General features: G+C 67.7%; 13 protein-coding genes. 9 read left to right on the top strand and 4 right to left on the bottom strand.

Translation table 11 applies throughout. The annotated features are described in order from the left end of the window. Positions 1-93: 93 nt before the first annotated feature. The gene (locus OG522_RS26915) at positions 94-1533 is read right to left on the bottom strand and encodes a hypothetical protein (RefSeq protein ID WP_329465577.1); all 1440 of its coding nucleotides are present in this window, start codon (positions 1531-1533) and stop codon (positions 94-96) included. Positions 1534-1647: 114 nt separating this feature from the next. Continuing rightward, positions 1648-1854: a hypothetical protein gene (locus OG522_RS26920; protein WP_329465578.1), complete on the bottom strand. Its 207-nt coding sequence runs from the start codon at positions 1852-1854 to the stop codon at positions 1648-1650. 131 nt (positions 1855-1985) lie between these two features. Here OG522_RS26920 and OG522_RS26925 point away from each other — a divergent pair, with 131 nt between their 5' ends. Then, positions 1986-2960 carry a carbohydrate kinase family protein gene (locus OG522_RS26925; protein WP_329465579.1) on the top strand — a complete coding sequence of 325 codons (975 nt, stop codon included), beginning with the start codon at positions 1986-1988 and terminating at the stop codon, positions 2958-2960. A 3-nt stretch (positions 2961-2963) separates the two neighbouring features. Here the strand turns inward: OG522_RS26925 and OG522_RS26930 are convergent, their stop codons facing one another. Next, on the bottom strand, positions 2964-4343 hold the full coding sequence (locus OG522_RS26930) for a cysteine desulfurase/sulfurtransferase TusA family protein (RefSeq protein ID WP_329465580.1): 1380 nt from the start codon (positions 4341-4343) through the stop codon (positions 2964-2966). A 273-nt stretch (positions 4344-4616) separates the two neighbouring features. Between OG522_RS26930 and ctaC the strand changes: the two genes are divergently transcribed. From ctaC to OG522_RS26950, 4 genes are all read left to right on the top strand, one after another. Then, positions 4617-5582 (top strand): aa3-type cytochrome oxidase subunit II, encoded by a 966-nt coding sequence (gene ctaC / locus OG522_RS26935; protein ID WP_329465581.1) that lies wholly within the window; start codon positions 4617-4619, stop codon positions 5580-5582. Next, positions 5579-7321 carry an aa3-type cytochrome oxidase subunit I gene (gene ctaD, locus OG522_RS26940; RefSeq protein WP_329465582.1) on the top strand — a complete coding sequence of 581 codons (1743 nt, stop codon included), beginning with the start codon at positions 5579-5581 and terminating at the stop codon, positions 7319-7321. Before ctaC ends, ctaD begins: the two co-directional genes overlap by 4 nt. Next, a complete protein-coding gene (locus tag OG522_RS26945) occupies positions 7318-7716 on the top strand; it encodes a cytochrome c oxidase subunit 4 (protein WP_329465583.1) in 399 nt (132 codons plus the stop codon). Before ctaD ends, OG522_RS26945 begins: the two co-directional genes overlap by 4 nt. 116 nt (positions 7717-7832) lie before the next feature. Continuing rightward, positions 7833-9086 (top strand): L,D-transpeptidase, encoded by a 1254-nt coding sequence (locus tag OG522_RS26950; protein ID WP_329465584.1) that lies wholly within the window; start codon positions 7833-7835, stop codon positions 9084-9086. A 2-nt stretch (positions 9087-9088) separates the two neighbouring features. Here the strand turns inward: OG522_RS26950 and OG522_RS26955 are convergent, their stop codons facing one another. After that, positions 9089-9490, bottom strand: coding sequence for a hypothetical protein (locus OG522_RS26955; protein WP_329465585.1), 402 nt, complete (start codon positions 9488-9490; stop codon positions 9089-9091). 187 nt (positions 9491-9677) lie between these two features. Between OG522_RS26955 and ctaE the strand changes: the two genes are divergently transcribed. The 4 genes from ctaE (at position 9678) to qcrB (ending at position 13841) form a co-directional block, all read left to right on the top strand. Continuing rightward, complete coding sequence (gene ctaE, locus OG522_RS26960; RefSeq protein WP_329465586.1) at positions 9678-10298, top strand: aa3-type cytochrome oxidase subunit III; 621 nt, start codon at positions 9678-9680, stop codon at positions 10296-10298. Positions 10299-10363: 65 nt separating this feature from the next. Then, positions 10364-11173: a cytochrome bc1 complex diheme cytochrome c subunit gene (gene qcrC, locus OG522_RS26965; protein ID WP_329465587.1), complete on the top strand. Its 810-nt coding sequence runs from the start codon at positions 10364-10366 to the stop codon at positions 11171-11173. After that, entirely contained in the window at positions 11170-12219 is a 1050-nt protein-coding gene (gene qcrA, locus OG522_RS26970; RefSeq protein ID WP_329465588.1) for a cytochrome bc1 complex Rieske iron-sulfur subunit, read from the top strand. The genes qcrC and qcrA overlap by 4 nt, the downstream gene beginning before the upstream one ends. Then, positions 12216-13841, top strand: coding sequence for a cytochrome bc1 complex cytochrome b subunit (gene qcrB / locus OG522_RS26975; protein WP_329465589.1), 1626 nt, complete (start codon positions 12216-12218; stop codon positions 13839-13841). The genes qcrA and qcrB overlap by 4 nt, the downstream gene beginning before the upstream one ends. The last annotated feature ends 57 nt before the right edge of the window (positions 13842-13898 follow it).

The following is a 13898-nucleotide window of genomic DNA, read 5'->3' on the forward strand; positions in this document are numbered from 1 at the left end:
CGGGCGCTCCCGGTCAAGGGGGCGCCCGCCTTCGTCATGCCCGGCGCCGCTTCGCGGGCAGCGCCCGCCTTCGCCGGACCGAGGTGTTCCGCGCTACTTCTTGGGCAGTTCCTTGCCGGTGTCCGCGTCCACCACCTGGCGTGCCCCGAGCGGCTGGTTCAGCTCGACCGTGACCGTCTGCTGCTTGGCAAGGGCGACGCACATCTTCTTCGGGTCGCGGACCTTGCCGGTCACCGTGACCCGCACCCCGCCGCCGCTCTCGTCGGCGCTCGCCCGGTACGCACTGCACACCCCGCCCCAGAACGTCACGGTCAGGGTGTGTCCGTCCGGGGTGACCGCGTACGACTCCAGGGCCGGGGCGTGACCGCCCAAGGTCGAGCCCGACGGCGACGGCACGGGAGCCCCGGGCGGCGCCGGGGGCTTGACCAGGTACTGCGGGGCCACCGCCGGGGCGGTGATCGTGAACACCTGCCCACCGTCCGCCGGCTTCACCTGGAACAGCCACGACGGCACGAGTGTCTGGGTGCCGTCCACGAACTGGGCGGCGAGACCGAAGGTGGCCCCCTCGATGGTCACCGTCGAGGGCGTGGGCCGCTTGCACGGCTGCCCGGCGCCCTGGTCCGCGGTCAGCGGCACCGGACCGGTGCAGTCCTTGCTCCCCGGCTGCTCACCCGGGTGGCTGTTCAGCTGCTTCAGTGTCTCGTCCGCACTGATCACCGGGTACGTGGCGCCCTTCTCCGGCGCCTTCAACTGCCCGCTGCCGCCGATCACTTGACTGTCCGGGCCGACCCGGATCCCGGTCGTCCAGCCGTAGGTGGGAAGGCCGTCGATGACCGGATCGGCGTTCACCACCCGGGCCGAGACCAGGACTTGCCCGGCATCCAGCTTGGCGTCGTCCTGGCCCAGTGCCTTGAGGACCGGAGCCGCCGCCGCCTTCGCCTCCTGCTCGCTCACCGGGGCGGGGGTGCCGGGATCCGCTCCCGTGCTGTGCATCGGACACATCTTGCCCTTGGGGCAGTTGTCCGAGCCGCCGCTGCCGTAGCGTGCGAACGTCCAGGCGCCCGGCGCATTCTGATTGACCGTCAGAGAGGGCCCCGAGCTGTCCTTGGTCACTCCGGCCTTCCAGGTGGTGCCTTCGAGCCGCACCGCGCCGTCGATCCCGAGCGCCCGCGCCAGCCGGGTCACCTCCGCCTCGCCGACCGTGCCGCGCGGCCGGTAGACGGCTGCCTTGCCGGGGCCCGAGGGCAGCGGGCCCGAGGCCTTGTAGACCACGCCGTTCGGGTCGGGCTCTCCCGGCGCGATCCCCCTCGGCCCGCCGGTGCCCCCGCCGCCGGGCGCACTGTCCAGGGCGAGCGGCGGCGGCGCGCCGTCCGCTCCGGGCGACGTGCTGCCACCGCCGGAGGACGCCGTCGATGCCCAGTACGCCCCGCCGCCGCCCGCGGCCAGTACGGCCACGGCGACCCCGGCGAGGATCAAGGGAGACCGCCGCGAACGCCGCTGTCGGGGTTCGTCCTGCGTGTGCTCGCTGCTCACCAGATCGCTCCTGTCCAGTCGTATCCCGCATCCCCTTTACGAGGGACGCCACTTGGACGGAGTGGGGGAGCGCACGGTTCCCTCCGTGCGCCGCACCCGTGAGATCAGGCCGTTTCAGTCCCCGTATTCGGACATGTCCGCGATCAGGCGTACCGACGAGGACGGAACCGTCACACCGTGGATCAGAGACGGCCTCACGGGCGCCGGAGCGGCCTTCGTCGGAACGACCCAGTGCGGAGCCATCCGCGCGCAGTCGCCGCGCAGCTCCTCCAGACCCGGATCGGCCGTCCCGACAGCTCCACTGTTCATCGTGGTTTCCATGCTTCGCACCGTACGCACCGGAAGCATGCGCAGAAAGACCTACTATTGGGTAGTTTCTTCCCGTCGGCCGCGCATTCCCGACCCGGTAGCGTGAACTGTCAACGCCGTCCCTTCCCAGGAGCGCCCCCGCCGTGCGTATCGCAGTCACCGGCTCCATCGCCACCGACCACCTCATGACCTTCCCCGGCCGATTCACCGACCAGCTGGTCGCCGATCAGCTGCACACGGTCTCCCTCTCCTTCCTGGTCGACAACCTCGACGTGCGCCGTGGCGGTGTCGGTCCCAACATCTGCTTCGGCATGGGCCAGCTCGGCGGCAACCCGATCCTGGTCGGCGCGGCAGGTTCCGACTTCGACGAGTACCGCGCCTGGCTCGACCGCCACGGCGTCGACACCGGGTCGGTGCGGATCTCCGAGGTCCTGCACACCGCCCGCTTCGTGTGCACCACCGACGCCGACCACAACCAGATCGGCTCCTTCTACACGGGCGCGATGAGCGAGGCCCGCCAGATCGAACTGAAAGCGGTCGCCGACCGCGTGGGCGGCCTCGACCTCGTGCTGATCAGCGCGGACGACCCCGAGGCGATGCTCCGCCACACCGAGGAGTGCAAGGCGCGGAGCATCCCCTTCGCGGCCGACTTCTCGCAGCAGATCGTCCGCATGTCCGGCGACGACATCCGCACCCTGCTCGAAGGCGCGACGTACCTCTTCTCCAACGAGTACGAGAAGGGGCTCATCGAGAACAAGACCGGGTGGAGCGACGAGGAGATCCTCGCCAAGGTCGGCCACCGGGTCACCACCCTCGGCTCGCGCGGGGTGCGCATCGAGAAGGCCGGCGCCGAGCCGATCGTCGTGGGCGTCCCCGAGGAGGAGGCCAAGGTCGACCCGACGGGCGTGGGCGACGGGTTCCGCGCCGGGTTCCTCACGGGTCTGTCCTGGGGCGTCGGACACGAGCGCGCCGCCCAGCTCGGCTGCATGGTGGCCACCCTGGTCATCGAGACGCTGGGCACCCAGGAGTACACGCTGCGCCGCGCCCACTTCATGGACCGGTTCACCAAGGCGTACGGCGAGGAGGCCGCCGCCGAGGTGCGGGCCCACCTCCAGTAGTACTCAGCTCGTACGGCGCACCCGGTAGGCGGTTCCACCCGCCACCGGGTGCTCCCCGGCGTACTCCTGCCCCCGCATCTCGCACCACGCCGGGATGTCGAGCCGGGCCGCCTCGTCGTCGGCGAGGACCGTCACGACGCCGCCCACCGGTACGTTCCCGATCGCCTTCGCGAGCTCGATCACCGGGATCGGGCAGAGCTTGCCGAGCGAGTCCACCACGAACTCCTGCGCGTCGGCGGCCCCGGCGGACGCGACCGGTGCGCCCAGTCTGGTCCGCACGGACGCGACCACCTCCGGCAGCACCCCCAGAAAACGGTCGACCTCCTGCTCCGGCGTGCCGGTGGGAAGCGACACCCGGACGTTTCCCTCGCTCAGCACCCCCATCGCGCGCAGCACATGGCTGGGCGTCAGGGTGCTGCTGGTGCAGGACGAACCGGATGAAACGGAGAATTCAGCCCGGTCGAGCTCGTGCAGCAGGGTCTCTCCGTCGACATAGAGACAGGAGAAGGTGACCAGATGCGGCAGCCGCCGCAGCGGATCGCCGACCACCTCCACATCCGGCACCAGCTCCGCGACCCGGGCGCGGATCCGGTCCACCAGCCCCCGCAGCCGCTCCGCCTCGGCCGCGGCCCCGGCCCGTACGGCGCGCAGCGAAGCGGCCGCCGCCACGATCGCCGGAATGTTCTCGAAGCCGGCCGCGCGCCCCGACTCCCGCTCGTCCGCGGGCCCTTGAGGGGAGAACCGGACGCCTTTGCGCACCGCGAGAAGCCCGACTCCGGCCGGTCCGCCCCATTTGTGCGCGCTCGCCACGAGCATCGACCAGGTGCCCTCGACCCGCCCCCAGGCCAGCGACTGCGCCGCGTCCACGAGCAGCGGCACCCCGGCCGCCCGGCACGCCTCGGCCACTTCGGCCACCGGCTGGAGCGTGCCCACCTCGTGGTTGGCGGACTGGAGGCAGGCGAGCGCGGTGTCGGGGCGCAGGGCCGCGGCATACGTCTCGGGGGAGACCCGGCCGGTACGGTCCACCGGCACCTCGGTCACCGAACCACCGGCCGCCTCATGGGCGGCCGCGGCATGCAGGACCGAGGAGTGCTCGACCGCCGACACCGCCAGATGCCGCCCGACACGCCGACGCCCGGACAAGGATCCGTAAATTCCGGTGTGCACCGCGCTGGTCCCCGAACTGGTGAAGCTGAGCTCGTCCGGACGGCAGCCGACGGCGTCCGCGGCGGCCTCCCGCGCCGCGTCGAGCAGCAGCCTGGCCCGCCGTCCCTCCCGGTAGAGCCGGGCCGGATCGGCCCAGCCCTCGTCCAGGGAGGCTTGCAGGGCCTGGCGGGCGACGGGGTGCAGGGGTGCGGAGGAGGCCGCGTCGAAGTAGGGCACCGGGCCACGCTAACCCCGGCCGGCCGGGCACGGCCCGAGGGCCGGGGCGAGGGGTCGTCAGATGGCGCCCGGAGGCCGGGATTCCACCGGCACCCCACCCCTTCGGGGACTCGGACGGCGCGTTGGGCACCCTCCCCGCGCGACCCCAAATAGCGTCCAGTAGGGTTTGGTCCGCATAAACATCCAAACCCCTGCCCGCGTGCCAGGGCGGCGACCGACCAGCGAGACGGCCGTAGCCGACCAGCGCGGGCGAGACTCTCGGGAAGGCGCTACGTGAGTCCCAACGGCTCCGACCGCTCGTCGCGGCGCCCGATGCGGCGGAAGCTGCCGCAGGTGCTGACTGCGGGCCTGGTCCTGGCGACAGCATCCGGTTGCTCGTACAACTGGAAAGACTTCCCTCGACTTGGTATGCCCACTCCGGTGACGGAAGAGGGTCCCAGGATTCTGTCCCTCTGGCAGGGCTCGTGGGCGGCAGCGCTCGCCACGGGCGTGCTGGTCTGGGGCCTGATCCTGTGGAGCGTCATCTTCCACCGGCGCAGCCGCACCAAGGTCGAGGTACCCCCGCAGACCCGGTACAACATGCCCATCGAGGCGCTGTACACCGTGGTACCGCTCATCATCGTTTCGGTGCTCTTCTACTTCACCGCACGCGACGAGTCGAAGCTCCTTGAGCTCACCCCGAAGCCCCCCCACACCATCAACGTGGTCGGCTATCAGTGGAGCTGGGGCTTCAACTACATCGAGGACGTGCCCGGTGTTAAGGGTGACGCCAAGACGGACAAGAACCTGGCCGGGATCGCGGATCGCTTCAAGACGGCTTTCCCGGCGAACGCGGGCGGTGTCTACGACGTCGGTATCCCCGGCATGCGTAACCCGCAGACCAACAACCCGGGCCCGACCCTGTGGCTGCCGATCGGCGAGAAGGTCCGCTTCGTGCTGACCTCGCGCGACGTCATCCACGACTTCTGGGTGGTGCCGTTCCTCATGAAGATGGACGTCATCCCGGGGCACACCAACTCCTTCGAGGTCACGCCGAACCAGGAAGGCACCTTCCTGGGCAAGTGCGCCGAGCTCTGCGGCGTCGACCACTCGCGCATGCTCTTCAACGTGAAGGTCGTCTCCCCCGAGCGCTACCAGCAGCACCTCAAGGAGCTGGCGGCGAAGGGCCAGACCGGCTACGTGCCGGCGGGCATCGCTCAGACCGACCCCGCCAAGAACGCGGAGACGAACAAACTGTGAGCATCCTCAACGAATCTCAGGGTGCCGCGGCAGCAGACGACTCGTACGAGAACGAGCTGCCGGTCCGGCGCAAGCAGCCGGGAAACGTCGTCATCAAGTGGTTGACCACCACTGATCACAAGACGATCGGCACGATGTACCTGGTCACGTCGTTCGCGTTCTTCTGCATCGGCGGCATCATGGCGCTCTTCATGCGCGCCGAACTCGCCCGTCCCGGCACGCAGATCATGTCGAACGAGCAGTTCAACCAGGCGTTCACGATGCACGGCACGATCATGCTGCTGATGTTCGCGACGCCGCTGTTCGCCGGATTCGCGAACTGGATCATGCCGCTGCAGATCGGCGCGCCCGACGTGGCGTTCCCGCGGCTGAACATGTTCGCCTACTGGCTCTACCTGTTCGGCTCGACCATCGCGGTCGGTGGCTTCCTCACCCCGCAGGGCGCGGCGGACTTCGGCTGGTTCGCCTACAGCCCGCTGTCGGACGCGGTCCGCTCGCCGGGTATCGGCGCCGATATGTGGATCATGGGTCTGGCCTTCTCCGGCTTCGGCACGATCCTCGGCTCGGTCAACTTCATCACCACGATCATCTGCATGCGCGCCCCTGGCATGACGATGTTCCGGATGCCGATCTTCGTGTGGAACGTCCTGCTGACCGGTGTGCTGGTCCTGCTGGCCTTCCCGGTCCTGGCGGCCGCGCTGTTCGCCCTGGAGGCGGACCGCAAGTTCGGTGCGCATGTCTTTGACTCCAGTAACGGCGGCGCGCTCCTGTGGCAACACCTCTTCTGGTTCTTCGGCCATCCAGAGGTGTACATCATCGCGTTGCCATTCTTCGGAATCATTTCCGAAGTGATCCCAGTGTTCTCGAGAAAGCCGATGTTCGGCTACTCGGGCCTGATCGGCGCGACCATCGCGATCGCGGGTCTGTCCGTGACCGTGTGGGCGCACCACATGTACGTCACCGGTGGCGTGCTCCTGCCGTTCTTCTCCTTCATGACGTTCCTCATCGCCGTGCCAACGGGTGTGAAGTTCTTCAACTGGATCGGCACGATGTGGAAGGGCTCACTGTCCTTCGAGACGCCCATGCTGTGGGCCGTCGGCTTCCTGATCACCTTCACCTTCGGTGGTCTGACCGGCGTCATCCTGGCCTCGCCGCCGATGGACTTCCACGTCTCCGACTCGTACTTCGTCGTCGCGCACTTCCACTACGTCATCTTCGGCACCGTGGTCTTCGCGATGTTCTCCGGATTCCACTTCTGGTGGCCGAAGTTCACCGGAAAGATGCTGGACGAGCGACTCGGCAAGATCACCTTCTGGACGCTGTTCGTGGGCTTCCACGGCACGTTCCTGGTGCAGCACTGGCTGGGTGTCGAGGGCATGCCGCGTCGTTACGCCGACTACCTGGCGGCGGACGGCTTCACCGCCCTGAACACCATCTCGACGATCTCCTCGTTCCTGCTCGGTCTGTCGATCCTGCCGTTCTTCTACAACGTCTGGAAGACCGCCAAGTACGGCAAGAAGATCGAGGTCGACGACCCGTGGGGCTACGGCCGTTCGCTGGAGTGGGCGACCTCCTGCCCGCCGCCGCGGCACAACTTCCTCACGATGCCGCGCATTCGCTCCGAATCGCCGGCCTTCGACCTGCACCACCCGGAGATCGCGGCTCTCGACCAGCTCGAGAACCACGGCGACGTCCACGGTGACAAGATGCTCGCCGGTGGCAAGGAGGCCGGGAAGTGAAGATCCAGGGCAAGATGTTCCTGTGGCTGTCCGCCTTCATCCTGATCATGGCCGTCGTGTACGGCGTGTGGTCGAAGGAAGCGGCCGGAACCACCGCGCTCGTCATGGCCTTCGGCCTGAGCGTCATGATCGGCTTCTACCTGGCCTTCACGGCCCGGCGGGTCGACGTGGGTGCCCAGGACGACAAGGAGGCCGACGTCGCGGACGACGCCGGTGAGGTCGGCTTCTTCTCGCCGCACTCCTGGCAGCCGCTCTCGCTCGCCATCGGCGGCGCCCTGGCCTTCCTCGCGATCGCGATGGGCTGGTGGCTGCTGTACTTCTCGGCACCGCTGATCCTGATCGGTCTCTACGGCTGGGTGTTCGAGTACTACCGCGGCGAGAACCAGAACCAGTAGGTTTCGCCCGCCGCACCGCGCCAAGAGGGGCCCGCCATCTCACGTACGAGATGGCGGGCCCCTCTTTTGCAGTCACCCCGCGCGCCGGAACTGACGAATCTTCATACCGTGTGGTCATGAGCCACGCACCGCGTATCCGCACCGTACTGAGCTGCACCCTGCTGGTCCTGTCCCTCGGTGTGGGGGCGACGGGGTGCGGCGGGCCAACCACCAACCCGCTCTCCGCCAAGCCTTACGACGCGGCCGGGCAGGTTGCCTACAACGGCCCCGCGGGCAGTCAGAAGGCGGATCCGGGCAAGCCGTTGGAGGTCACTGCCACGGGCAAGGACAGCCGCCTGACCGACGTCACGGCCGTCGACGGCAACGGACGCTTCCTGGCGGGCGAACTGGCCGCCGACGGCAGCCGCTGGCACTCCACCGCCCCGCTGGTCGCCGGCGCGCACTACACGGTCAAGGTCTCCACGGAAAACGAGGACGGCTCTCCTGGGCTGCGCACCCTGACGTTCGACACAGCGGCGGTCAAGGACGCCGTGGAGGTCGAATTCGGCCCGGACGCGGGCCAGTACGGCGTCGGTCAGCCCATCACCGCGGAACTCAGCAAGCCGGTCAAGGACAAGAAGGCCCGCGCGATCGTCGAACACGCCCTGATCGTCGAGTCCACGCCCAAGGTGGAGGGCCAGTGGTACTGGGTGGGCGACAAGGTCCTGCACTACCGCCCCAAGGAGTACTGGCCCACCCACGCCACCATCAACGTCCACTCCAACCTGGAGGGCGTGAAGATCGCCGACAAGCTGTACGGCGGCCCCGGCAAGCCCCTGAAGATCACCACCGGCGACCGCGTCGAAGCCATCACGGATGCGGCCGGTCACTACATGACGGTCAAGCGCAACGGAGAAGTGATCAACACCATTCCGGTCACCACCGGAAAGCCCGGATACTCCACCCGCAACGGCGTCAAGGTCGTCCTGGGCAAGCAGTACTTCGTACGTATGCGCGGGGAGACCGTGGGCATCTCGTCGAGCAGCTCGGACGGCTATGACCTGCCCGTCTACTACGCGACGCGGGTCACCTGGAGCGGCGAGTACGTGCACGCCGCGCCCTGGTCGGTCGGCTCGCAGGGCTCGGCGAACGTCAGCCACGGCTGTACGGGCATGAGCACGGGCAACGCGGCGTGGTTCTTCGAGAACATCAACGAGGGCGACATCGTCAAGGTCGTCAACAGCATCGGCGAGGACATGACGCCCTTCGACAACGGCTTCGGCGACTGGAACCTGTCGTGGGACGAGTGGCGCGAGGGCAGCGTCCTGCAGGACGACATCAAGGCCGGGCAGAAGCGAGTGAACTCCGCCCGGCTGCGGCCCGGAGTGTGAGCTCAGGCACCCACGGCAAGCCGCTTGCGCAGCAGGGAGGTCAGCGTCTCGGCGAATTCGACGGGTTCGACCGGAAGTGTCACCGCGGCGTCCGCGCGGCTCCAGGTGGCCAGCCAGGCGTCCTGCGGGCGGCCCATGAGGAGCAGCACCGGAGGACACTGGAAGATCTCGTCCTTGAGCTGCCGGCACACCCCCATGCCGCCCGCCGGCACCGCCTCGCCGTCCAGGACGCAGACGTCGATGCCGCCGCGGTCCAGCTCCTTGAGGACCGCCGGCAGCGTCGCGCACTCCAGGAACTCGACCGGCGGCACGTCCGAGGCGGGCCTGCGCCCGGCCGCGAGCCGCACCTGGGCCCGGGTGTTCGCGTCGTCGCTGTAGACCAGAACGGTGGCGCTCGACTGCATGGATCCTCCGAAGGTCCGGCGGGTCGGCCGGCGTTGGGTCATGAACCGATGCGCGGATGCTACTCCGTCCGACTGCCCGTCAACACCGGTTCGGACAGCCCTTCGATGGGCCGTTCGGGCCCTGCATACGCGGCTGACACACCGAACGGCACCCCCCGGAGTGAGGGCGGGATAAGCGACCGACATAATGTCGGTCGTGGCGACAGCAACGACAGTAGAAACCGGGCACGCGCACCCGTCGGTCAATCGGCCGAACCTCACCAGCGTCGGAACCATCATCTGGTTGAGTTCCGAGCTGATGTTCTTCGCGGCCCTCTTCGCGATGTACTTCACTCTGCGATCGGTAACGGGTGCCGCGCATTGGTCAGAGATGGCCTCGTCCCTGAACCTTCCGTTCTCGGCGACCAACACCACGATCCTGGTGCTCTCCTCCCTCACCTGCCAGCTCGGCGTCTTCGCCGCAGAGCGGGGCGATGTGAAGAAGCTCCGCACCTGGTTCATCATCACGTTCGTGATGGGCGCGATCTTCATCGGCGGCCAGGTCTTCGAGTACACCGAGCTGGTCAAGAAGGACGGCCTCTCGCTGTCCTCCGATCCGTACGGCTCGGTGTTCTATCTGACGACCGGCTTCCACGGCATGCATGTGACGGGCGGTCTGATCGCCTTCCTGCTGGTTCTCGGCAGGACGTACGCGGCCAAGAGGTTCACCCATGAGCAGGCGACAGCCGCCATCGTCGTGTCCTATTACTGGCACTTCGTCGATGTCGTCTGGATCGGCCTCTTCGCCACGATCTACCTGATCCAGTAACCCGGGCCCGTAGGTCCGCACCACATCCAGCATCGACGCAGAAGATCCTGACACCGGGGTAATCCGTGAAAAAGCTCTCCGCACGACGACGCCATCCGCTGGCGGCGGTCGTCGTCCTACTCCTCGCGCTGGCGGCCACCGGGGGGCTGTACGCCGCGTTCGCGCCCGCGGGCAAGGCACAGGCTGACGAAACCGCCCAGTCCCTCGCCATCGACGAGGGCAAGAAGCTCTACTCCGTCGGCTGCGCCAGCTGCCACGGAACCGGCGGCCAGGGCACCTCTGACGGCCCGTCCCTCGTCGGCGTCGGCTCGGCCGCCGTGGACTTCCAGGTCGGCACCGGCCGCATGCCGGCGCAGCAGCCCGGCGCGCAGGTGCCGAAGAAGAAGGTCATCTACTCGCAGAGCGAGATCGACCAGCTCTCGGCGTACGTCGCCTCGCTCGGCGCCGGCCCCATCGCGCCGACCAAGGAGCAGTACAACCCGAACGGAGCGGACATCGCCAAGGGTGGCGAGCTGTTCCGCACCAACTGCTCCCAGTGCCACAACGTCACGGGTGAGGGCGGTGCCCTGACCAACGGCAAGTTCGCCCCCAGCCTGGCGGACGTGGACCCCAAGCACATCTACGAGGCCATGCAGACCGGCCCGCAGAACATGCCGTCCTTCCCGGACACGACGATGCCGCAGAAGCAGAAGCAGGACATCATCGCCTACCTGCACGCGGTCAACAGCGACGAGACCCCGAGCCCGGGTGGGCTCAAGCTGGGCGGGCTCGGCCCGGTCAGTGAGGGTCTGTTCGGCTGGATCTTCGGTCTGGGTGCCCTCATCGCAGTAGCCATCTGGGTCGCGGCCCACACCGCTAAGGCCAAGAAGTCATGAGTAGCCAAGAGAATTCCGAGAACCTGCCCGAAGCGCAGGCATCCGCGCACGGCGCGGTAGAGACGGCGCAGGACCCGTTCGCCGACCCGGGACTGCCGGCCCACAAGCCGCGCATCCAGGACATCGACGAGCGGGCGGCCAAGCGTTCCGAGCGCGCGGTCGCGTTCATGTTCCTCCTGTCGATGCTCGCGACGGTCGCCTTCATCGCCTCGTACGTGACGTTCCCGTCCGACAAGATCATCTACGTCTTCCCGATCGGGCACGTCAGCGCGCTGAACTTCTCCCTGGGTCTGACCCTGGGCGTCGCGCTGTTCTGCATCGGCGCGGGCGCGGTCCACTGGGCCCGCACCCTGATGTCGGACGTCGAGATGCCGGCCGAGCGTCACGAGATCGCGGCCCCGCCGGAGGTCAAGGCGCAGGTCCTGGCCGACTTCCGACAGGGCGCGGCCGAGTCCGGTTTCGGACGGCGCAAGCTGATCCGCAACACCATGTTCGGTGCGCTGGCCATGGTTCCGCTCTCCGGTGTGATGCTGCTGCGCGACCTGGGCACGCTGCCCGAGGACAAGCTGCGGCACACCATGTGGACCAAGGGCAAGGCCCTGATCAACATGAACACCAACGAGCCGCTGCGTCCTGAGGACCTGACGATCGGTTCGCTCACCTTCGCCAAGCCCGAGGGCCTGGAGGAGAGCGCGCACGACTTCCAGACGCAGATCGCCAAGGCCGCCCTGATGCTCGTCCGGATCAAGCCGGAGGACATCAAGGACAAGCGCGAGCTCGAATGGTCGCACCAGGGCATCGTCGCGTACTCGAAGATCTGCACCCACGTCGGTTGCCCGATCTCCCTATACGAGCAGCAGACGCACCACGTGCTCTGCCCGTGCCACCAGTCCACCTTCGACCTCTCCGACGGCGCCCGCGTCATCTTCGGCCCGGCCGGTCACGCCCTTCCGCAGCTGCGGATCGGTGTGAATGACGAGGGTTACCTCGAAGCGCTCGGCGACTTCGAAGAGCCCGTCGGTCCTGCCTTCTGGGAGCGCGGATGAGCACCACGACAGACGCACGGCGCGAAGCGCCCGCCGGTGAGCGGATCGCGGACTGGGCGGACGGCCGGCTCGGGATCTACTCCCTGGCCAAGGCCAACATGCGCAAGATCTTCCCGGACCACTGGTCCTTCATGCTCGGCGAGATCTGCATGTACAGCTTCATCATCATCATCCTCACGGGTGTGTATCTGACGCTGTTCTTCCACCCGAGCATGAACGAGGTCGTCTACGACGGCTCGTACGTACCGCTCCAGGGCATGAGCATGTCCGAGGCGTTCAACTCGACCATGCACATCAGCTTCGATGTGCGCGGTGGTCTGCTGATCCGGCAGATCCACCACTGGGCGGCGCTGATCTTCCTCGCCGGCATGTTCGTGCACATGATGCGCGTGTTCTTCACGGGTGCTTTCCGCAAGCCGCGTGAGGTCAACTGGCTGTTCGGCTTCCTGCTGTTCGTCCTGGGCATGTTCACCGGCTTCACCGGTTACTCGCTCCCGGACGACCTGCTCTCCGGCACCGGTGTCCGGTTCATGGAGGGCGCGATCCTCTCCATGCCGGTCGTCGGCACGTACATCTCGTTCTTCCTGTTCGGTGGCGAGTTCCCCGGCGGGGACTTCGTGGCCCGGTTCTACTCGATCCACATCCTGCTGCTGCCGGGCATCATGCTCGGCCTGATGGTGGCTCACCTGATCCTGGTCTTCTACCACAAGCACACCCAGTTCGCGGGCCCGGGACGTACGAACAAGAACGTCGTCGGCATGCCGCTGCTCCCGGTGTACATGGCCAAGGCCGGAGGCTTCTTCTTCCTGGTCTTCGGTGTCATCGCGGCCGTCGCGGCGATCGCCACGATCAACCCGATCTGGGCGATCGGCCCCTACCGTCCGGACCAGGTGTCCACCGGTGCACAGCCCGACTGGTACATGGGCTTCTCCGAAGGCCTGATCCGTGTCATGCCGGGCTGGGAGATCAACGTGTGGGGCCACACGCTGGTCCTGGGTGTGTTCATCCCGCTGATGATCTTCCCGCTGGTCCTGGCGACCATCGCGGTCTACCCGTTCATCGAGTCCTGGATCACCGGGGACAAGCGCGAGCACCACATCGCGGACCGGCCGCGCAACGCTCCGACGCGTACCGCGTTCGGCGTCGCGTGGATCACCTGGTACATGGTGCTGCTCGTGGGTGGTGGAAACGACCTCTGGGCGACCCACTTCCACCTGTCGATCAACGTCATCACCTGGTTCGTCCGGATCTCGTTCTTCGTCGCACCGGTCCTCGCGTTCATCGCCACCAAGCGGATCTGCCTGGGTCTGCAGCGGCGCGACGCGGAGAAGGTGCTGCACGGACGCGAGTCCGGCATCATCAAGCGGCTGCCGCACGGTGAGTTCATCGAGGTCCACGAGCCGCTGGACGCCGGTGCGCGCTACAAGCTCACCGCGCACGAGCAGTACAAGCCGGCCGAGATCGGTCCTGCGGTCGACGAGAACGGTGTCGCCCGCAAGATCTCGCGGACGCAGAAGCTGCGCGCCAAGCTCAGCAAGGGCTACTACGGCGAGGGGAACCAGATCCCCAAGCCGACGGCCCAGGAGTACGAAGAGATCACGAGCGGCCACGGCCACCACTGATCCCTGCTTGACCTGACGGTCGCCACAACCGAGGCTCCGGCCCGGCCCCTTCGCGGG

Source organism: Streptomyces sp. NBC_01431, assembly GCF_036231355.1.
GTDB lineage: Bacteria > Actinomycetota > Actinomycetes > Streptomycetales > Streptomycetaceae > Streptomyces.